The organism is Achromobacter marplatensis (assembly GCF_049060505.1).
Lineage (GTDB): Bacteria > Pseudomonadota > Gammaproteobacteria > Burkholderiales > Burkholderiaceae_B > Achromobacter > Achromobacter marplatensis_A.
In genome coordinates, this window is sequence record NZ_JBMGRB010000010.1 from 272,028 (window position 1) to 292,837 (window position 20,810).

Here is a 20,810-nt window from a genome sequence, read left to right on the forward strand (position 1 = left end):
GTAAAACCCTTCATCTCGAAGCGGGTGCAAAGCGGTAAATGATGCAATATTGGTGCAGAACATGACAGAATGTCAGGAACGCGCCGCCCGGCTGTACCGGTGAACTCCGTATTGATCAGGTCCCGAAATGTCAGCTACCGGTGATCCGTACCTACCCCAACCCCGTGGCGATGGCGCGGGCGGGGCGCATCGCGGCACCGACGGCACCCAGGACCGGGTGGCACGCCTGGCCCGCCGCCTGTTTGGCGTGGACATGGCGATCCTTGCGGCCTCGAACGCAGAGGGCGAATGGCAGGCAGTAGACGGCACGCCGCCCGCGGCGTCGCAGCCCTGGTCCGTCGAATGCCCCATGCGTGCCGCGGATGGGCGCGTTCTAGGCAGCTTGCGGCTGCTGCACGGGCAGTCGCGCGATTTTACCGACGCAGACAGCCTGGCCTTGACGGACCTGGCTGGCCTCGCGGCCGCGGCTATCGAACCGTACCCTGCGCTGCGTGGCGAACGTGCCGACGAAGACACCTGGCGCGACGAAGCCCAAAAGCTGTCGCTGGCCATCGCGGGTAGTGGCACGGGTGTCTGGGACCGTAACGTGATGACGGGCGAGATCACTTATTCGCCCGGCTGGAAGGCCTTGCTGGGGTATTGCGAATCGGAGCTCACCACGCGCATCGAGGACGCCTACGCGCGCCTGCATCCGGACGACCTTGACTACGTGCGCGCCACCATGCAGGACCATTTCGACGGCAAGACCGAAAGCTATGAAGTGGAGCACCGCATCCGTTGCAAGGACGGCAGCTACAAGTGGATCTGCAGCCGCGGCAAAGTAATTAGCCGAGACGACACGGGGAGGGCGCTGCGGATGATGGGGACGACTACCGATATCAGCGCGGTGCGCGCCATGTCGGAGCGGCTCAAGCGCACGGCGGACCTCGTCGTCAACCTCACCGACGCGGTACCCGGCCTGGTCTTCCAGTGTCGGCCGGTGCCCGAGGGCGGCTCCCGGTTCTCGTATGTCAGTGCAGGCATCTGGGACATGTTTGAATTGACCGCGGACGACGTGCGCGCCAGCACCACCGCGATCGAGCAACGCGTCCATCCAGAGGACCTGCCGGCTTATCGCACGTCGCTGCAGAAAGCAGCCGCCGCGCTGACACCGTGGGACCTGGAATTCCGCGTCTGCCTGCCGTTGCAGGGCGTGCGGTGGCGGCAGGGCGCCGCCAGTCCGCGGCGCGACGCCGACAATGGGGTGGTGTGGCACGGGTTCGTCACCGACATTACCGATCGCAAGCGCGCTGAATTCGAATTGCGCGAACTCGCCGCCACGGACGCGCTGACCACCTTGCCCAACCGCCGCCATTTCATGTTGCGCATCGCGGCCGAGCTTACGCGGATCAAGGGCCATGGCGGCCTGGGTTCCGCGGTGCTGATGTGCGACCTGGACCACTTCAAGCACATCAACGACACTTGGGGCCACGCCATCGGCGACGGCGTGCTGCAGCATTTTGCGAACATGCTGCGCGGCCAACTGCGCGAAACCGACCTGGTGGGGCGCATCGGCGGAGAGGAGTTCGCCGTCGTGCTGCCCGATACCGACATCGAAAACGCGCGCCTGTTCGCCCGAAATGTGCAGCGCCAGATCGCTGATACCCCGTATTGGTTCGGCGGGCGGCAGATACCGTTGACGGTCAGCATCGGCATTTCCGCGCTACACACGAAGGATGAAGACGCAGAGCTTGCGCTCAGCCGCAGCGACCGCGCGCTTTATTACGCCAAGCAGCGGGGACGCAATCGGATCGAATCCGTGTCTTTCCGCTAGGACAACGTCGCCACAGTCCTCTGACCCGACCGTTGTTCCCGACCGGTAACGTGGGGTAGCAAGAAGGCCCGGCTCTGCGGAACGGCGGGCCAAGAACCGCCTAGAGGGAGGTTTGCTTCATCCGGTTCGATAGCGCCGCGGCGGTTTCCTTGCGTTCGCTGTACCGGTCCACGAGGTAGGGCGCGACATCTCGCGTCAGCAGCGTGAATTTCATCAGCTCCTCGACGACATCGACGACGCGGTCATAGTACGGCGAAGGCTTCATCCGTCCCGAATCGTCGAACTCCTGGTAAGCCTTGGCGACCGACGATTGGTTGGGTATCGTCAGCATCCGCATCCACCGCCCCAGCACCCGCATTTGATTCACGGCATTAAACGACTGCGAGCCGCCGGATACCTGCATCACGGCCAGGGTCTTGCCCTGGGTCGGGCGCACAGCCCCCACCGACAGAGGAATCCAGTCGATCTGTGTCTTCATTAGTCCGGTCATGGCGCCGTGGCGCTCCGGCGAGCTCCAAACCATGCTTTCCGACCATTGAACCAGCTCGTGCAGCTCGCGAACTTTGGGGTGATCATCGCTGGCGTCGTCAACCAGGGGCAGCCCGGACGGATTGAAGAGGCGCGTTTCGCCGCCGAGGGCTTGAAGCAGCCTTGCGGATTCCTCCGCGACCAGGCGGCTGTAGGAACGTTCGCGCAACGACCCATAGAGCAACAGGAAGCGCGGCGCGTGAATGGCGCGCTTGGGCGAGAACAACTCCGCGGCAGACGGCAAATTGAACAGTGACGGATCGATATTGGGAAGGTCGGTGGCACGCTTGGACACGATGGCTTCGCGCGACGTGCCGCAGGCCGGGTCCTGATAGACGGTGATGGAACTCATGAGCTACCTCTTTTGATGCAAGACTGAAATTTCACTGCGTGGTGGCCGGGCGCAGCAGCATCAGCGCGCCACAGGCGGCCAGACCGATAGCGCCCGACAGCCACAAGGCGCTGGATCCCCAAGCGTCCAGAGCCAGGCCGAAAAGAAATGGGGCCGCCGCTTGCGCGATCCGCGCGGGCATCATCAGCCACCCCTGGCGCGCGCCATACCCTTGGGCACCAAACAGCACCAACGGCAATGTGCCCTTCGCGATGGTGAGAATGCCGTTACCAGCCCCATGCAGGATCGCAAATACGGGGGCCATAACCGGCCCCATCATCAGCAACACGATCACACCAGCGGGGTGTGCCAATGCGGCCAAGCGTGCCGATAGCAGCGGATGAACCCGCCGCAGGAATCCGAACTCGAGCACGCGGCCGGCCACCTGTGCCGGACCGATGAGAGCGCCTACCGCGACGGCGGCGGCGAGCGTGGCGCCGGCACCCTCCAGCATCCGCGGCAAATGCGTGGCCATCGCGGTGCTGATGAACCAGGTCGCGGCGAAGACGAAGGCAAGGAGGGCGGTTGCGTACCCGTGGCGCTCAGCCGTAGGAGTGGGAGAAGGGGAGGAGGCGACGACCTTCGTTGGATCCGCGACAGCAAACTTCTCGTGGTTTGCCTGGGGCAGCAATGTCGGAAGCCAGGCATTGAGCGGCAAGCCAACCAGTAGATGCAAGCCCGCCCAGCCGAAGCACGCGTTGCGCCATCCGAACTGTGTTTCCATCCAGGCAGACAGCGGCCACCCGACGGTGCTAGCAAAACCGGCAATCAGGGTAATGCCCGTGATCGCACCACGGGCGTGATGCCCATACAGGCGAACCAGGCTGGAGAAGGCCGCTTCATACAGGCCAGCCCCCATCGCTACGCCGATAATGAGCCAGGCGGCGGCCATCGACCACAGCCCCTGGGAGGATCCAAGCAGGACCAGTCCCAGCGCGAAGATCAGGCTGGTGCCGACCAGGACGATACGACCGCCGTGTCGGTCGATGGCTTGACCGGCCCACGGGCCGACCAGGGCCGATACCACCATTGCGCCGGAAAAGGCCGCGTAGACCGTTGGCGTCGGAAAGCCCAGGTCGCTGGCCATCGGCGCCGCCAACATGGCTGGCAAGTAGTAGGACGACGCCCAGGCCAGCGTCTGGGCGGTGCCAAGGCTACCCACGACCCGGACGGGCGCTCCTGTCACCGTTTACCCCCCGTTGGCGCCCGCGTCGTACCCGTCTTTGGCATGGAAAACTGCTCTGGTCATCATTAATGATTCGATCATACAACGAGTGTTGAATGATTCTAGCCGAATCCTCATGGAATCGGATTTGTCCGCGGATTGTCTCTAACGAACGAGGGCTGGCTATGCCAAGCATAGCCAGATCTTTAACTTTACATAATACACATTATGCGTATTACGGCCCAGTCGCCACAAAAATAGAACGGTCCGGTCAAATATCGACTACTACCGGTCTAATGTCCCAGTCCTTACTCTTATGTTTCGCATCAGCCACCGCTGAATCCAAGCCATCCATGGCTGATACGCGCCGGGATGCCCCAGGCGCCAAACATATAGAGAATCGTATGAAGCAAACCTACGCGGCTTTTCTTGCTGCATCCCTCCTGAGCCTCGGCAGTCTGGCTGCGCAAGCCGCTCCCGTCGATTATCAGATCGACCCTGAACACACCGAAATCGTGGTCAGCTGGGATCACCTGGGCTACTCCAAGCCCACGGCGCACGCCGGCGGCGTGACGGGCGTGCTTCGCTATGATGCCGCGCAGCCTTCGAAATCGGCCGTGGAGTTGCGCGTGCCCGTGCCGCGCCTGACCTCGCACGTGCCCAAACTGGACGAGATGCTGCAAGGCGCGGAATTCTTCCAGGCGGCCAAGTTTCCGGACATTCAGTTCAAAAGCACCTCGGTCGTGGACGAGGGCAACGGGCGCTTGAAGATCAGCGGCATCGTGCGCATAAAGGGAATCGAGAAGCCCGTGATCCTGCAAGCACGCCAGAACAAGCAAGGCATCCATCCGATGGCGCAGCGGCCCGCCATCGGCTTTGACGCGACGACAGTCCTGAAGCGCAGCGATTTCGGCGTGGATGCTTTCGCGCCAGACGTCAGCAACGACGTGCAACTGCGCATCACGATCGAGGCCGTCGCAAACGCGGCGCGCTGAGATCCAACAGGCCTGATGTTGCCGGAGCCGGTCGCCGGTTCCGGCGGAGTATAGAAAATGCACACTTCCAGACGTGAAATGATGATCGGCAGCCTTAGCGCAATGGCGGGCGGCCTTCTTGCCGCTTCGGCCGTGCCCTCTTCCGCCGCCCCGCCGGCCCCCAAGGGGGGCAGCGCCACCGGCGCCTATCAAGCCGGCAGCGCTGAAAGAAAGTTGGATATTGTCAATCTCCATGACCTCGAACAAGAGGCCAGGAAACTCATTCCCGTTCCCCAGTTCAGCTATATCAGCAGCGGTTCGGGCGACGAATGGACGCTGCGCGAGAATGTGCGTTCGTTCGACGACCACGCGATCATGCCCCGCTATCTGGCTGGGGTGAAGCAGCCGGACACCCGAACCGTTCTGCTCGGGTCCGACGTGCGCATTCCTATCTTCGTGCCGCCCATGGCTGCCCACGGCTTGGCGCACGCGTCCGCCGAGCTGGGCACGGCAAAGGGCGCAGCCGATGCCGGCGCGTTGTTTACCGCCCAGACGCTGGCCAATGTGCCGCTGTCCGAAATGGCCAAGGTCAGCCAAGGGCCAAAGTGGTTTCAGCTGTACTTCACAAAAGACATGGGCGTGAACCGCGAGCTGATCGCGCGCGCCAAGGCGATGGGCGCGACGGCTATCGTTTTCACGGTGGATCTGGAATGGTCCGGAAACCGGGAATCGGACAAACGCACCGGGTTTACCTTTCCCGCGTCGCTGCCCTTCCCTAATGTTCCCAACGCTCCCGCTGGCGCGACGTTGGCCGAATTGTTCACGATTTTCAAACGCGACCTGGATTTCAAAGACCTGGAGTTCATCGCCAAGGAATCGGGCCTGCCTGTCGTCGTGAAGGGAATTCAGTCCCCGGACAACGCGAAAGAAGCGGTCAATGCCGGCGCTGCCGCCATCCAGGTGTCCAACCACGGAGGCCGGCAGCTGGACACCGTTCCCGGTGCGTTCACGACGTTGCCCGGCGTCGTGGACGCGGTCGGTCACAAGGTGCCGGTGTACCTGGATGGTGGCGTGCGGCGCGGCGTGCACGTCTTCAAGGCGCTGGCGATGGGCGCCAGCGGCGTCGCCGTCGGCCGGCCCGTGCTGTACGGCTTGGCTTTAGGCGGCGCCGCCGGCGTGACGTCCGTGCTGAACACCCTGAAGTACGAGCTGGAACTGAGCATGAAGCTTGCAGGATGCGCGACGATCAAGGACATCAACAGGACCTTTCTGACCTGACCAGCAAGCCGTGGCCGTTGCTCCCGGGAGGACCTCTCGGGAGCCTTCGCCGCGCTATCTCAGCGCCACGCGCTGCCCACCTGTATATATACGGCGTTCTGGTCCTTGCTGTGCGCCACGTCGATACCCACGGCAAGCCCCAGCTTTTGCGCGATCAAATAGCGGAACCCGGTGCCCACGCTGACGACGCTGGAGGCTTCCGAAAACGGCCGCCATTTGCCATACGCTTTGCCGACGCCAGAAAATGCCAGCAAGGACCACCGCGGCGTCGCGTTCCAGCGCAGCTCGCCTTCCGCCACCACCGCATTGCGGTCCTGGTAGCGGCCCCTCGACACGCCGCGCAAGTCGACGTAAGGCTGCGCGTAGAACGGCACGGTCCCGCTGGTGAACTGCGCATCCGCGCGCAGCCCTAGCGTCCAGGTTGGCGCGGCCGGAATCCAGGTGAATCCCCGCGCGCGGTAAGTCTCGAAATCCTGGTCGCTACCGGCCCAGGGGCGGGCCACCTGCGCTTCCAGTTCGACGTAGCTACCGCTTTTTGGATAGAACAGGTTGTCGCGCGTGTCGTAGTCGGCCACCACGCCGACCTTGCCGATATGCCGCGCGGCGTCCGCACCCCGCACATCGGCCGCTTCGCCGGTGAAGCGGGTCTCGGACCGGAAATAGGTGTAGCGCGGCCCGACGTACCAGGCCGATTCGCCCAACCGCGCGAGCAGCTGCTGAATCAGCATCGTGCCCTTAAGCTCGTAACTGCGCCCGTGATTGATCGGACCGTAATAGTCCAGGTTCACGCGGCCCGAGGCCAGCGCGCCAAGATAGCGGTACTGGTCGCCGCCCCAGGTATGGAAATGGAATATTCCGGCGCCCCGCGACCCGTTCTCGGTCAGACCGCCGCCGACGCCGGTGACATTCGGGGGCACATTCTTGCCATCGGCCCGGGTGGCTGGCGGTCCCGCGCCATCGGGCTGCGAGAAGAACAGCAGCATGAGCCCGCCGCCGTATCCCACGGCGGGCTCGGTGATCACCATTGGCACCGGCAGCACGCCTTTGCGGTTCAAGAGAAAATCGCTGGCGTCAAAGCCCCCTGCTTCCTCGTCTTCCGGAGGCGGATCGCCCGCCGAGGCGGCCAGGGGAAAGACGCACCACGCCACGGCGAGCAGCGTCTTCAGACTCGCGGATCGCGTTCGGCGGCTCACGGCGACTGCCCTATTCGGCGTTCCCACCCGTGAACCAGCGCAAATAGGGGTTGTCACGGCTGGCTGCCGCCAGCCGCGCGCCGTTGCGCGCCCAGCCGTCACGGTCGCCTTCATAGGCCGCCAACGCGCTTTGGTAGAACACGTCCAGCGCACTGCGCTGGCTGTCGATGTCCAGCGCCATGCCGGCGTCCACCGCGCCCAACGGCGGTTCGCTACGTTGCGCCAACAAAGCGGGCAAAGTGCGGGCAACCTCGCGCGGTCGAACCCACGTGGCGTACTCGATCGCCGGCCGGTCGTCGGTGACGGCGGGCGTCGACCCGGCAAAGCGCGCCAAACCGTCGCGGTCGGTCACCCAGGTCGCAAGCAGCGCCGCCGGCGATGCAATTCCGACCTCGGCTAGCGCGGCTTTCACGGTGGGCTGCGCGAACCGGGCGGCGATGCGGGCGGAATCCAACGGCAGCGGGGCCATCGACCCGATCATCAGCATTTCATGGAACTCGGTGGTCCAAAGGGTGGCGTGCGGGAACACGTTGATGAAACTGGCGACCAGCGCGCGGGTGTCTTCCACATTCTGCGTGGGCAACGGCAGCCATTGCGCGACGATGCCTTGGGGGTTCAGCCGCGACGACGCCAGGGAATAGAAGTCTTGCGAGTACAGATTGACCACACCCGCGGCCGACGGCGGAGGCGGTTCGAGCGTGATGAGGTCGTAGCGGTCGGCACTGCCCAACAATTCCCGCCGCCCGTCTTTCAGCCGGACTTCCAGGCCGGGGTCCGTCGACGCCCCATAGCTTCCCTTGAACAGCGGCGCGGCGTGCAGCACGCCGGGAAGCAGTTCGGCGACCACCCTGCGATCCAGGCCGGGATAGCGCGACAATGCGCCCGCCGTGATCCCGGTGCCATAGCCGATCACCAAGGCAGAGCGGGGTTCACCTGCATGCACGATCAGCGGCAAGAGCGCTTGCAGGCGCATATAGCGCAGCGAAGGCATGGCGTCGCCAGAGTTGGACACGCCCTGGATATACAAGCGATGGAAGCGCCGATCACCCTTCCCTTGCTCGACCACCGCGACCGTGCCGCCGTGGTTTTCTTCGTAAAAGACCAGATTGCCTCCTTGCGCGCCCGGCAAGAGGCGAGCCAGGTGATCGACCGGCATGGCAACGCCCAGGATGACGGCGGCGCCCGCGAATGCCGCGCTCAAGCCCTTTGTCAGCGGCGATGAGGATTGCGCGCGCCATATTGCCGCCACGCCGATGCAGCAGGCAATGAACGTCAGCAACGCCAAGCCGCGCACCGTGCCTAGATAAGGCAGCAACACGAATCCCGTCACCGCCGTTCCCACAATGCCGCCGAGCGTGTTCGACGCCAGTACCGCGCCCGCGCCCTGCCCTCGGCGTTCGGCGGGCACGGCAATGCGCAACACCGCGGGAAACGCCGCACCCAGCAGCAGCGTCGGCAACAGCACCACGGCGCTTGCCGCCACGGCGAACCGCCCGCTCATGCCGGCCATATCGCTGTCGGTCCAGCGCAAGATGGACGCTTCGGCCACGCTTTGCGCGCTGATCAGCCAGCGTCCCAGCAACGCGGCTTCCACCAGCGCGACCAGCCCGGCGCCCGTCACCAGGAACCCGAAGACGCGCCAGGGGTCGCCCAGCCAACGTTCGCAGCGCGCGTACAACGCCGCGCCCATCGCCAAGCCGGCAAGATAGACGGCCAGCACGATCGAAAATGCGAATGCCCGGGTGCTCATGAAGGGCACCACCATCTGCGACCACAGGACTTCGTAGCCCATCGCGACCGCGCCCGCGGCCGCATACAGCCCCAGCGCCACACGCGCGTCTTGGGGCAAGGCCGGCGTCGGCGATGTCACGCTTGGGGGCAGCGCTTCGCCAGCGGCTGGGCGACTTTTCCGGTGCAGCGACCACGCGCCCAGCGCGGCAAGCAGGTTCAGGCCGGCGGCCGCCCACGCGGCGCCGCGCACGCCCAGCGCGGGAATCAGAAGAAACGCGGGAAGCAAGGCGCCGATGATCGCGCCGCCCGTGTTGGCGGCATAGAGCGTGGCCCCGGCCCGGCCGATTCGTCCGGCGCCCGTCGCGCGCAGCAGGACGGGCAAGGTGCCGCCCATGAAAAAGGGCGCAACGCCAACCACTAACACGACCGCAAGCCAGGCCAGCAACGGGCTGACCGCTTCACCGCGCGCAAAGGCCGGCGCGCCAAGCGCCAGGATTGCGGTCACGCCCACGCCCAGGACGGCGATGGCCACTTCAATTCCCGCGTACAGCAGGAACGGTCTGGTGGACCTGTCGGCGCGGCGTCCCAGCAGCCAGCTGCCCGCCGCCAGCCCCAAAAAGAACGCCCCGACCGCAGCCGCGATCGCATGCACTTCGACGCCGACGATCAGCGACAGTTGTTTGATCCACAGGATCTGGAAAATCAATGACGCCACGCCGGACAAGGCCAGCAGCACGGCCGCCTGCCACAAGGTCGTCCGGGAAAAAAAGGCCGCGCCTGCCGCAGGGACCGCCGTCATCGGGCGCGCGGATGCATTCATGAGTTGTCCTCTTGCTCTTATCGGGTCAACCAAAATTACCAGCGGCGGGCGCAGCCGCAAAGCTGCACCCGCCCCTTACTTACCGCTTAACTGCCCTTCTTTTTCGCTTGCTGCGCGAAATACTCCTCGATCTTCTTGTCCACTTCTTCCTGCACCTGATCGGTGCTGAAGCTGGGCGGATTCTGGCTGGGCGGCCAGTCGATGAAGGTCTGTAGGAACTCGCCGGCCTTGGCGGATCCGATGAACGCCAGATACGCGTTCTTGGTCAGCCAGTCGTTGTACTGATCGGAAACGATGTCGGCGCGTTCATACGGGTCCATGCGCAGGTTGAACACCTTGGGCACGCGCAGGCATACGAACGGTTCCTTCCATACGGCGAACCCGCCCGGCGCTTTTTGTTCGCAAAACACGACCTTCCAGTTCTCGAACCGCATGGCGACCAGCAGGCCGTCATCGTTGAAGTAATAGAAGTCTTCGCGGGCGCTCTTATCGCTCTTGCCGGTCAGGTAGGCCAACTGGTTATAGCCGTCCAGGTGGACCTTGAAGTCCCGATTGGCGCCGTTGGGACGCCAGCCCTTGAGCAACTGATCCTTCACCCCGTCGTTGCCGGCGGCGGCCAACAGCGTCGGGAACCAGTCCAGCCCCGAAACGATGTCGTTCTTGACCGTGCCGGGCTCGATGTGGCCAGGCCAGCGGATCATCGCCGGCACGCGGAAGGCGCCTTCCCAGTTGGTGTCCTTCTCGCTGCGGAATGGCGTGGTTGCCGCATCCGGCCAACTGAACTGGTTGGGCCCGTTATCCGTCGTGTAGATCACGATGGTGTCCTTGGCGATGCCCAGATCGTCCAGCTTTTTCAGCAGCTTGCCCACATCCTGGTCATGCTCCCACATGCCGTCGGCGTAGTCGTTGCCGGGCATGCCGCTCTTGCCCTTGTGTTCGGGCCGGATGTGCGTGAACAAGTGCATCCGCGTGGTGTTCATCCACAGGAAGAACGGCTTTTCCGCCTTGCCGTGCTTGTCCAGATAGTCCAGCGCCGCGCCCACGGTTTCGTCGTCGATGGTTTCCATGCGCTTGGTCGTCAACGCGCCGGTATCTTCGATCTTGCCGTCCGCCGAAGCCTTGATCACGCCACGCGGCATGTAGGCTTTAATGACGGGGTCCTTTGCATTTTTCGGAAAGTACGGGCGCTCGGGTTCTTCTTCGGCGTTCAAGTGATAGAGATTGCCGAAGAACTCGTCGAAACCATGCTTGGTCGGCAGGTATTCGTCGCGGTCGCCCAGGTGGTTCTTACCGAATTGCGCCGTGTTGTAGCCCAGCCCCTTCAAGGCCTGCGCAATTGTGATGTCGCGGTCCTGCAACCCGACGGGCGCGCCCGGGATGCCCACCTTCGACAAGCCCGTGCGGCGGGCCGACTGGCCGGTGATGAAGGTGGACCGGCCCGCCGTGCAACTATTTTCGGCGTAGTAGTCGGTGAAAATTGCGCCTTCGTTGGCAATGCGGTCAATGTTGGGCGTCCTGTAGCCTACGACGCCTTTCGTGTACGCACTGATGTTGGCCTGTCCCACGTCATCCCCGAAGATGACAAGGATGTTCGGCTTTTTGCCGGACGTCTGCCCCTGAGGGCTGGACTGCGCATTTTGGGCCTGCGCATAAGCACTGCCCATCACCGCAAGTCCGCTCGCGGCCACCAGCGCCGCGCCCAACCATCGTCTTGCTTTCATGACTGCTCTCCTCGCCCAAAAGGGCCATGTACTCCCAAATCACGCCTGCTTAAGGCTTTTCGAACGCGTATATCCGTTTCCACTCCGTTTTCATGTCAACAACCGTCCATCCGCCGCGCTGCGCTTCGTCCAGCGCGCGGTCCAAGCGCCCGATACTGGAATCCCGGTCATAGGCCCATTCGCGCTGCGCGTCGGTGTGGTGGACGATGCCGGCAAAGCGCTTGCCCGCGCCAGCGGCTGTCCACTGCAACATCTGTAGGTCGCCGTCGGAATTGCCGAAGGCCAATAGCGGACGGCGGCCGATGTAGCGCTGGATGGCCACCGGCTTTCCCGGGCCGTCGTCAATGAATTCGAGCTTGCCCTGACGCCACAGCACCGGTTTGTCGCCGCGCATTTCGAACGTTGTGGTGAAGCCGCTGCCGATCACCTGCTCCGGCGGCACGCCGTAGGCGGCCTGTGCCCACGGACGCATGAACTCGGTTTCGCCGCCCGACACGATGTAGGTCTTGAAGCCGTTCGCGCGCAGATAATCCAGCAGTTCGCGCATTGGCACGAAAGTCATCGAGGTATAGGGCTGATTGAACCGGGGATGCCGCGCCGTCGCCGTCCACTGCGTCACGCTTTGCGTGAACTCGTCCACGGTCATGCTGGTGTGTGTGGCGCCCACGATCTTCAGCAGACCTTCCTGCCCGCTTTTAGCCAACGCGGTCTTGTCGCCTTCGATCGCCGCTTTGAACGGCGGGCGCTTAGCCCATTCGGGATGCGCGGGCGCCATCTCCTTGACCCGGTCCAGGGCGAACAACGCCTCGAAATACATGGGCTGCTCGGACCACAGCGTGCCGTCGTTGTCGAACACCGCGATGCGTTCTTCGGCCGCCACGAAGTCCGGGCTGCCGGGCTGCGTCACCGCGCGGACGAAATCCACGATGGCGGTACGCGACGGCCCGTCGTTCCATGACGGCAGGTCTGCTTGCGTCGGCGCGGCCTTCTGCGGGGAAGCGCAAGCCGTCAACAGCAACGCGATGGAAGCCGAAGCCAACCACGCCGTCCAACTCCGTCGTCTTTCAGTCGTTTGCTTCATTGCTGGCTTCCTTGCGCATTTTGCGCCGTTGCGGTTCGCCCTGCTGGGGCCGGATTCAAATCGCGCGGCAAGGCATGCGCGGGCGTCGGCGCCTGCCCGCCCCGCCATGCCTGTCTCCACTGAGCCGATGATTTTGCGAGCACGCCGCGCCATCCCGAAGTGGCCTGCGGCGTGCCATAGGCGTCTTGCAGCACGGCCGCTGCCGTCTGGCGCGGGCCCTGCCCTAACGGCGCCACGGCCGTCCGCAGGTCCTGCGCGCCCGACGCCACGCGCAGCCAGCGATAGAAGGCCCCAAGCGACGCGGTCTGGCGGCGCGCTTCTTGCTGCCATGCGCGCCACTGCCAGGCTTCACTCGCGCGCCGCGCGGCGGCCGCTTGCGCCGCACGGGCGCGCAGCGCCGCGGCAAGGCGCCGCCACCAGGGCCAGGTCAGCCATAGCGCGACGATGACAGCCAGCAGTCCCGCGCCCCACGCCAGCCAGGCGGTCGGGATGACCCAGCGCAGTCCGTGGCGCAAGCGGGCCAGGTCTTCCGCCAGCGAGAACGGCGGCGCGACGGCCGGCGCGGGCGCCACGGTGAATTCCCGTCCCGGCAATTCCGATTTGGCGGGCTCGCCGGTCGCGCCATCGCGCCATCTGACGATCAGGGGCGGCAGGCGGAACGTGCCTGCCGCCTGCGCGACGTAATCGGCGCGATCGGTCCGCTGGCCACCGACAAAACCGCCGCGGCCATCGTCCAAGGCGGTCACTTCGGGTTCGCGCGGGTAGCGTTTGAACCCCGGCAGATCCGGTAGCGCCACGGCGGGAAGCAGCATTGCCTGCACACCTTCGGCGCGCTGCGTGACGGACCGCGTGATCCGCCCGCCCACGACCAGCGGGTCGGGCGCCACCGAGAAGTCCTGGGACACTTCCATTTTTCCGGCCGCCACCGCCTGCCCCGCGGCCGCCGTCTGCGGCAAGACGGAAAACGAAAGCGGTTTGCTGGTGCCCGATGCCACCAGCCCGCCAGGGCCCACCTTGGCCGTCACCGTCAAGGCCGGCACTTGCATGGCGCCGGCCGACGTCGGGCTAAGCACATAGGTGTAGCGCACGCCGCTGTAGGACACCCCGTCTACGGAATCGCGCACCAACTCGCCTTCGCCCTGCGGCGGCGTCACCAGGGCGCCCGGAATATCCAGCCCGGGCAATACCGGCGGTTGCGTGAACCAGGTCGGAGTCAGCACCTCAAGCGCCACCCGCACGGTCGCGCCCACGCGCACTTCCCCCGGTGCCTGCAACGTCGCGGTAACGCGCAGGGTCGGCGCGTTTTGCGCGTTTTGCGCGCCTGCCGCGCCCAGCAGCCCCAATAGCCCAAAAAGGCCCAGCAGGGCCGATCGGCCGAAGCCGCCGAATGCGCCCTGCGCCAGTAACGAAATCGCCCGGTGCGCGCAGCTCATGGACGCCCTCCCGCCGCCGCGTCTTCAACCGCGAACCTGCCGCGCAGGAAGCGCGTCGGCGATAGCGTCAGGTTGCGCAACCACACGTCTTCGGAGGCGGCCTGAGCAACCGGCGCCGCCACCATCTTGCCGGCTTTTGCCGTCTTGTCCGCGATCGTCTGATCCGGCGGCTCGGCCTGATCGCCCTGCTGTTCCTGGCTCATCGCCGCCAGCAACCGCTCGACGATGCCCCGGTTCACGACGGCGGCATCCCACCCCGGCGACAAGGCCAAGGCCCGGTCGTAGGCCGCCAATGCCGCGTCGTATTGCCTCAGGCGCGTCTGGGTGTTGGCCACATAGAAAACGCCCTCTGGCGTTTCCACCTTTGAAAACGCGGCCAAGGCATCGGCGTACTTGCCCGCCTGGTAGGCGGCGCGCCCTTTCCAGTATGGGTCTTGGAAAAGCGTGGCGGCCTCTTCAAAGCGGCCGTTGTCGAATGCCCGGCGCCCCTGCTGGTCCGGCGTCAGAAACGCGTTGGCCAGCGGATTGGCGCGCGATTCCGTCGGCACGCCCATCGATACGGCGACAAGGATCGCGGCCATCCAGGCCACGTTCCATCCTCGCCGCACCGTCAACCATGCCAGCAATGCCAGCGGCCAGCACAGCCAATAGCCCGCATCCTTCCAGTGGATGGCGCCCGATTGCGCATCCTGCACGGCCTGAAAATGCTGCTGGGCGTGCAGCGTGATCCAGTCCAGGTCGTCGGACGTGGCCGAAAGGCTGCCCAGCGGCGCACCGGCCGCCCGCGCCAAGCCTTGCAGCGCATCCTTATCCAAGCCGGACTGGCCCACCGCCATCACCAGCACCTGCAGGTCGGGCGCTGCTTGCGCGCGCTGACGTACCGCGTCCAGGCTGCCAGCATCGGCGCCGTCGGTCAGCAACAGCAATGTGCCGCCGGCACGCTCGGCCGCCAACACCTGCGCGGCCAATGCGATGGCGCCTGCCGCATCGCGTCCTTGCGGGCCGATCAGGTCGGATGCCAACGCCTGGGTGAACAGGTCCAGCAAGTTGGTGTCGTCGGTGGGCGGCAGCACCAGGTGGCTACTGCCCGCGTAGGCGATCAGGCCCGTCTTGGCGCCGGCGCGACGCGCCGCCAGGTCTCGCACCAGGTGCTTCGCCGCTTCCAGACGCGTGGGCGGAACATCGGCGCCATCCATGGACGGTCCCAATGCGACAGCCACGATCAGCGGCGCCACATTGTCCAAAAACTCGGGCTGATCGCGGTGCCAGGCCGGGCCGGCCGCGGCAACGGATCCGACGGCCAGGATCAGCGCCAGCGCATCGATCGGGCGCGGCCCCCGGCTGCCGGGAGAGCGCACGATAAGGTATGGCAACAGCACGGGCGAAATCCGGCTGGCGCGTCCCACGGCATCCCCTTCGTCGTGCCGCGCCCACCAGGCCAGCGCCGCGCCCAGCAGGCCCAGCAACCACCACGGGCGCAGGAAATGGAAGGCGCTTAGGTCGAGGTCCATGCTTGCCCCTCTTCCGTCCGCCCTTTCCGTGGGCCCGGCGCACGGCGGGAGCGCCACGCGGAAATGGCGGCCACGCCGTGCCAGGCGGCCAGCAGGCACAGGGCCAGCCCCAGCGGCAACCAGAAGTAATCGCGCTTGGGTTGATGCCGCAACGTCTTGACCTCTTGCGGCGTGATGCGGTCCAGCGTGTCATACACCGATCGCAGGCTGGCCAGGTCTTCGGCCTTGAAGAACTGGCCGCCCGTCGCCCGGGCGATTCCTTCCAGCACGCCGAAGTCGACCCGGTCTTCGCCGGTTGCCGCCGGATCGCCAATGCCGATGGTATGCACAATGATGTGGTGCTGGGCCGCCAGCGCCGCGGCTCGCGCAGGCGGCACGGCGCTTCCGGTATCGTTGCCATCGGTCAATAGAATCAGTACCTTATCGCGTTCTTTTGCGGCATCCAGCATCCGTATGCCCAGGCCGATGGCATCGCCGATGGCCGTGTTGGGCCCCGCCATGCCCACGGCCGTCCGGTCCAGCAACAGGCTTAGCGCGACGTGGTCGCCCGTCAGCGGCGCCTGCGGATACGCGCTGGTGCCAAACACGATCAACCCCAGCCTGTCGTCCGCGCGCTTGGCGATGAAGTCCGCCACCACCGCCTTGACGGCCTTCCACCTTGATTCGGGCTGCCCCTGGGCGTTCCGAAAATCGGCGGTATCCATCGACTGGGAAATGTCCACCGCCAGCAAGACATCGCGAACTGCCTGGGTGTGCGTCAGCGGCGGTTCGACCCATTGCGGCCGCGCCAGCGCCAACACGATCAACAGCCATACCACGACGTTCAGCCAAAGCTGGCCGGGGCTGGCCCGCACGCCCGGCCGTGATGGAGACTGCCCCGTAATCGCGGCGACGGAATCGAAGAACGGCACGCGCAGCGCGTTGCGCTGCTGCACATAGGCCGGTAGCCAGCGATAGGCGGCCAGCGCCAAGGGCGCGGCGGCGAGTAGCCAGGGATATTCAAGCCGCCACATGGTGCTTCACCATCCACTCGCGGCTTGCGCGGATCAATTGCGAAAGCGCCACGCTGTCCAATCCACGCACCGTCTCGTCCGGGGCGTAAGCCAGCAAACGCATCAACGCGGCGCCGTCTTTCGGGAAGCCCTGCGGCACGTCGCGTTCCAGGTAGGCCAGCCACGCCTCGCCGCTCAGTGACGCCACCCCCGCACGCCCATCCGACGGCTGGGCGGCCAGCGCCGCACGCTTGAGCAACGCCGGCAGGCCGCGCGCCGCCAAGGGATCACTTGCCGCCGCCTGCGCCAGTTGCTGCAACGCCTTCAGCCCCTGCCGGCGGTAAAGATTGCGCCGGCGGCGGCGCCAAATGGCCACAGCGCCCCAGGTGCCGCCCATCACGACGACGACAGCCAGGACCGCCCACCCCCAAGTCTGAGGCCAGTACGACACCGCTGCCGGCAACGGCAGCTCGCGCAACTGGTCCAGGCCTGGCAGCGTGTCGCTCATCCCCGGGCCCCTTGTTGCTGCGGCGCGGTGGGCGCCGTTGCCTGTTTGCCGAGTTCGCGGCGCAACTGCGCCAGTTCATCTTCCGCCGTGTCGATGGACAGCAACGGCACGCGGCTGCGCCGCAGCAGTTCCGCCACCTGGCGCAGGCGGTCGCTGAAAAAGTGCGCAAGCGGCTCGCGTTCCCGCTGCCTGCCCACAGCCACTTCCAGCTGTAGTTCGCCCTGCGTGACCACCAGCCTTCCGTTGCTGGGTAGTTGCTGCGCCATCGGATCGAACACCAGCATGGCCAGCACGTCATTGTGGGCGGCCAGAAGACGCAAGGCGCGCAGCGTTTCCTCGTCCGCTCCGGCGAAATCGCTGATGATGCAGACCAGGCAGTCATGCGGCGCGTTCAGTAGCGCGCCGCGCAAGGCATGGTTCAGCCCCTGCGCGGCGGGCACATCCGGCTGGGCCGCGGATAAGTTGGCATTCGCGCGGGCCACTTCCGCCAGCAATGCGCGGACCCGGTCGCGGCTGCGCAACGGCTTGAAGGCCCTGACTCCGGCGTCGTCGAATACCAGGCCCCCGACACGGTCCCCTCCCCGATAGGCGATCCACGCCGCAATGGCTGCCAGCCGCGCCGCCACCGCGCACTTGAATGCGCGCACCGATCCGAAGTACATGCTCATGCGTTGATCGACCACGATCATCGCCGGGCGGTCCCGTTCCTCGGTGTAGGAACGCACAAACGGCTTGCCATAACGCAACGACGCGCGCAGGTCCAGGCGGCGCAGGTCGTCGCCGGCCACGTAGCGCCGAAGCTCGGCGAAATCCAGTCCCCGCCCCCGTAAGCGCGATCCGTGCGGGCCGGCAAGCACGCTGCTGAGCGGCTGGTGTGCCAGAAACGACAACCCGCTCGCGGCCGCCTCCAGCGCGATCAGCTCGGACAGCGGTGGGTGGACGGGGTGCGGCACGAGGTTCATGGCGAGCGCTATGCCGGCACGGCAACAACGTCAAGGACCCGATCGATGGCCTGGTCGGCCGTAATCCCGTCGGCGACCGCATCATACGAAAGGTGCAAACGATGGCGCAGCACCGCGTGGGCCACCGCGCGCACGTCGTCCGGCGTGCTGAAGCCGGCATTTTCCAGCCACGCGTGCACGCGAGCCGCACGGTCCAGGGCGATGGCCCCGCGCGGGCTGGCGCCTACTTGAATCCAACGGCCCAGATCCGCGTCGTAGTCGGCGGGGCGGCGCGTGGCGTTCACAAGGTCTACCGTATAACGGTCCACCGCTGGGGCCACCTGCACCGCCGCCGCTTCGGCGCGGCAGGCGAACAACGTCTCTTGTGAAATCCGGGCGGCATCGCTGCGGTCGGCCGTGGCAGCGTCCCCTGGCGCACCCCTCAGCAGCGCCAGCATGGCCATTTCGTCCTCGGCGCCGGGATAGTCCAGCTTGATCTTCATCAGGAAACGGTCCATCTGCGCCTCGGGCAAGGGATACGTGCCCTCTTGTTCGATCGGATTTTGCGTGGCCAGCACCATGAACAGCGCAGGCATCTTCCGCGTGTTGCCACCGACGGTGATCTGCCTTTCCTCCATGGCTTCCAGTAGCGCCGACTGCACCTTGGCCGGCGCGCGGTTGATTTCGTCGGCCAGGATCAGATTGCCGAACAGCGGCCCGGCCTGGAACGCGATGTGATTGCGTCCTTCCGCGTCCTGCTGCAACACATCGGCGCCGGTGATGTCCGAAGGCAGCAGGTCCGGCGTGAACTGGATGCGGCTCATATCCGCCGCCAGGTGCGCGGCCAAGGCCTTGACCATGCGCGTCTTGGCCAGCCCGGGCAGGCTCTCAAGCAGCACATGGCCGTCGGCCACCAACGCGATCAGCATTTGGCGTATGACCGCTCCCTGCCCCAAGACCTCCTGAGAAATCGCCGCTTCCAACGCCAGAATTCCATCGCGCTGCGCCATGCTTAGCCCTTTCGTCACATGCAAAACGGGTATCGCTCGCCGGGATTCCCGGCGAGCATTCAACGGCTGGCGACCTGTCCGGTGCGGCTTCGCGCCTGCTTCCATTGTTCAGGCGTCATCACCGTGCGAAAGCCCAGGTGCGACATCCCGTTCAAAGGGTCGGTGCCCCGGCGCGCGCTGGCCCGGTAGCTGATGCAGTAGGTGTCGCTGCACAGGAAAGAGCCGCCACGCGTGACCCGCTTGGGCGCGGAAGCCGGGACGTTTCCGTCGTCGGGATCGAAGCTGTCGGCCGGCCCGGCGGGATCTTGCGGCGGCTGGCGGTACTGGGCCTGAATACGGAACGCATCGGCGCGATACCAGTCGGCTGTCCACTGCCAGACGTTCCCCGCCATGTCATAGAGGCCGTAGGCATTGGGGGGGAACGAACCGACCGGGGTCGTACCGACCTGGATCTTTTCGTCCTTGACCACCGGGAACGGCTGCTGTTGCTGCGTGTCCCAGATGTTCGCCATGGGTTTGCCATCGGGGCTGAGTTCGTTGCCCCAGGCGTAGGTGGCCTGCTCCAGGCCGCCCCGCGCGGCGAATTCCCATTCCGCTTCCGTGGGCAGGCGCTTGCCCGCCCATTTGGCATACGCCTGCGCATCCTCATACGACACTTGGACCACCGGATGGTCGTCCTTGCCGTCGATGTTGCTGCCAGGACCTTGCGGCTGACGCCAACTGGCGCCGGGCACGAAGCGCCACCAGCGGGTGTAGTCGCGCAACGATACTTCGGACTCGGATCCCACGAAGACCATGGCGCCCGGCACCAGCAGGCTGTCGTCCGGACGCGGCGTGCCCGGGGGCAGTTGCACCTTCAGGTCTTCCCATTTCGGCTTTTTCTCGGCCGTCGTCACATAGCCCGTGGCCTCGACAAAACGGCGGAACTGGGCGTTCGTGACATCGTGGGTATCCATCCAGAAGCCGCTTACCCGAACGCTGTGCGGAGGCAGTTCGTTCGGCTGCGAGAGCTTGTGGTTGTTACCCATGAGGAATTCCGCAGGCGGAATCCAGGCCATGCCGGCGGGCCCCTGCTTGCCGTCGCCCAGCGTGGCCACCACGGCTGCGGGCTTGGGCGTCAGGCTGACGCCCGCGACATAAGCCCCCAGCGCGCTGGCGCCAAGAAGGACGCCAGCTATCGTCAATCCAACTTTCAGTTGCTGCTTCACGTGCCCCTCCGTACTGCTATGGAAACGAAACGGCGCGCCGGTACGCTGGCGCTTGGGTATCACGAATTGCTTGTCACGCTGAATCGGAAATGCATTCGGCGAATGCCGACGGAGACCTTCAAGAAAACACCTGCCGGGTCGGACAATCAATCCACGCTGAAAGCGTGGCGGTCCTTGCCCCTGATCCAGTTTGGAGGACGGCCGATGCCGTTCCACGTCTGGCCTGTTTCGGGGTGGCGATAACGGACCAGGTCAGAAAGATCGGGGCCAAACAAATGGTCTGGCTTTATTCCATATTCCTTTATCTTTTGCCGCATGTCGACAAGAATGATCTGCAGTTCCTGGCGACGCAAACGTTCTGCTTCTGCCTCAAGCGTGCGTATGCGCGCTTTGACCTGCCGATAATTCTCCTCCATGGACCCACCTCTCAGCCGTTCGGTGCGTGCGATAAAAATAACGTGTTGCGATTTCCTGCGATATCCGAAAAGCGAAATCACCCGGCCGTCATTTGT

The 20,810-nt window shown here is 65.2% G+C and carries 17 protein-coding genes; 3 read left to right on the forward strand and 14 right to left on the reverse strand.

Features of this window, described 5'->3' with window-relative positions; all coding sequences use genetic code 11:
* Positions 1-127 precede the first annotated feature (127 nt).
* Complete coding sequence (locus ACI0FO_RS24050) at positions 128-1,813, forward strand: diguanylate cyclase (RefSeq protein ID WP_416030822.1); 1,686 nt, start codon at positions 128-130, stop codon at positions 1,811-1,813.
* A 100-nt stretch (positions 1,814-1,913) separates the two neighbouring features.
* Here ACI0FO_RS24050 and arsH read toward each other — a convergent pair whose 3' ends face one another.
* Together arsH and ACI0FO_RS24060 are read right to left on the reverse strand one after the other, a co-directional pair.
* Positions 1,914-2,693, reverse strand: coding sequence for an arsenical resistance protein ArsH (gene arsH / locus ACI0FO_RS24055; protein WP_416030824.1), 780 nt, complete (start codon positions 2,691-2,693; stop codon positions 1,914-1,916).
* Between the two features lie 31 nt (positions 2,694-2,724).
* The gene (locus tag ACI0FO_RS24060; RefSeq protein ID WP_416030826.1) at positions 2,725-3,918 is read right to left on the reverse strand and encodes an MFS transporter; all 1,194 of its coding nucleotides are present in this window, start codon (positions 3,916-3,918) and stop codon (positions 2,725-2,727) included.
* A 383-nt stretch (positions 3,919-4,301) separates the two neighbouring features.
* On the opposite strand from ACI0FO_RS24060, the gene ACI0FO_RS24065 reads away from it, so the two are divergent.
* Positions 4,302-4,892, forward strand: a complete 591-nt coding sequence (locus ACI0FO_RS24065; protein ID WP_416030827.1) for a YceI family protein — start codon at positions 4,302-4,304, stop codon at positions 4,890-4,892.
* Positions 4,893-4,949: 57 nt separating this feature from the next.
* The gene (locus ACI0FO_RS24070; protein WP_416030829.1) at positions 4,950-6,149 is read left to right on the forward strand and encodes a lactate oxidase; all 1,200 of its coding nucleotides are present in this window, start codon (positions 4,950-4,952) and stop codon (positions 6,147-6,149) included.
* Positions 6,150-6,208: 59 nt separating this feature from the next.
* Here ACI0FO_RS24070 and ACI0FO_RS24075 read toward each other — a convergent pair whose 3' ends face one another.
* From ACI0FO_RS24075 to ACI0FO_RS24130, 12 genes are all read right to left on the reverse strand, one after another.
* Entirely contained in the window at positions 6,209-7,342 is a 1,134-nt protein-coding gene (locus ACI0FO_RS24075; RefSeq protein WP_416030831.1) for a BamA/TamA family outer membrane protein, read from the reverse strand.
* Between the two features lie 10 nt (positions 7,343-7,352).
* The gene (locus tag ACI0FO_RS24080) at positions 7,353-9,872 is read right to left on the reverse strand and encodes a fused MFS/spermidine synthase (protein WP_416030934.1); all 2,520 of its coding nucleotides are present in this window, start codon (positions 9,870-9,872) and stop codon (positions 7,353-7,355) included.
* 107 nt (positions 9,873-9,979) lie between these two features.
* On the reverse strand, positions 9,980-11,614 hold the full coding sequence (locus ACI0FO_RS24085) for an arylsulfatase (protein ID WP_416030833.1): 1,635 nt from the start codon (positions 11,612-11,614) through the stop codon (positions 9,980-9,982).
* A 49-nt stretch (positions 11,615-11,663) separates the two neighbouring features.
* On the reverse strand, positions 11,664-12,695 hold the full coding sequence (locus ACI0FO_RS24090) for an HAD family hydrolase (protein ID WP_416030835.1): 1,032 nt from the start codon (positions 12,693-12,695) through the stop codon (positions 11,664-11,666).
* Positions 12,692-14,128, reverse strand: coding sequence for a hypothetical protein (locus ACI0FO_RS24095; RefSeq protein WP_416030837.1), 1,437 nt, complete (start codon positions 14,126-14,128; stop codon positions 12,692-12,694). Before ACI0FO_RS24095 ends, ACI0FO_RS24090 begins: the two co-directional genes overlap by 4 nt.
* Positions 14,125-15,639 (reverse strand): vWA domain-containing protein, encoded by a 1,515-nt coding sequence (locus ACI0FO_RS24100; protein ID WP_416030839.1) that lies wholly within the window; start codon positions 15,637-15,639, stop codon positions 14,125-14,127. The genes ACI0FO_RS24095 and ACI0FO_RS24100 overlap by 4 nt, the downstream gene beginning before the upstream one ends.
* Complete coding sequence (locus ACI0FO_RS24105) at positions 15,624-16,652, reverse strand: VWA domain-containing protein (protein ID WP_416030841.1); 1,029 nt, start codon at positions 16,650-16,652, stop codon at positions 15,624-15,626. Before ACI0FO_RS24105 ends, ACI0FO_RS24100 begins: the two co-directional genes overlap by 16 nt.
* Positions 16,639-17,139: a DUF4381 domain-containing protein gene (locus ACI0FO_RS24110; RefSeq protein ID WP_416030843.1), complete on the reverse strand. Its 501-nt coding sequence runs from the start codon at positions 17,137-17,139 to the stop codon at positions 16,639-16,641. Before ACI0FO_RS24110 ends, ACI0FO_RS24105 begins: the two co-directional genes overlap by 14 nt.
* Complete coding sequence (locus ACI0FO_RS24115; RefSeq protein WP_416030844.1) at positions 17,136-18,101, reverse strand: DUF58 domain-containing protein; 966 nt, start codon at positions 18,099-18,101, stop codon at positions 17,136-17,138. Before ACI0FO_RS24115 ends, ACI0FO_RS24110 begins: the two co-directional genes overlap by 4 nt.
* 8 nt (positions 18,102-18,109) lie before the next feature.
* Complete coding sequence (locus ACI0FO_RS24120) at positions 18,110-19,090, reverse strand: AAA family ATPase (RefSeq protein ID WP_416030846.1); 981 nt, start codon at positions 19,088-19,090, stop codon at positions 18,110-18,112.
* Between the two features lie 59 nt (positions 19,091-19,149).
* A complete protein-coding gene (locus tag ACI0FO_RS24125) occupies positions 19,150-20,298 on the reverse strand; it encodes a formylglycine-generating enzyme family protein (RefSeq protein WP_416030848.1) in 1,149 nt (382 codons plus the stop codon).
* A 146-nt stretch (positions 20,299-20,444) separates the two neighbouring features.
* Entirely contained in the window at positions 20,445-20,714 is a 270-nt protein-coding gene (locus ACI0FO_RS24130; protein ID WP_416030850.1) for an H-NS family nucleoid-associated regulatory protein, read from the reverse strand.
* Positions 20,715-20,810: the final 96 nt, after the last annotated feature.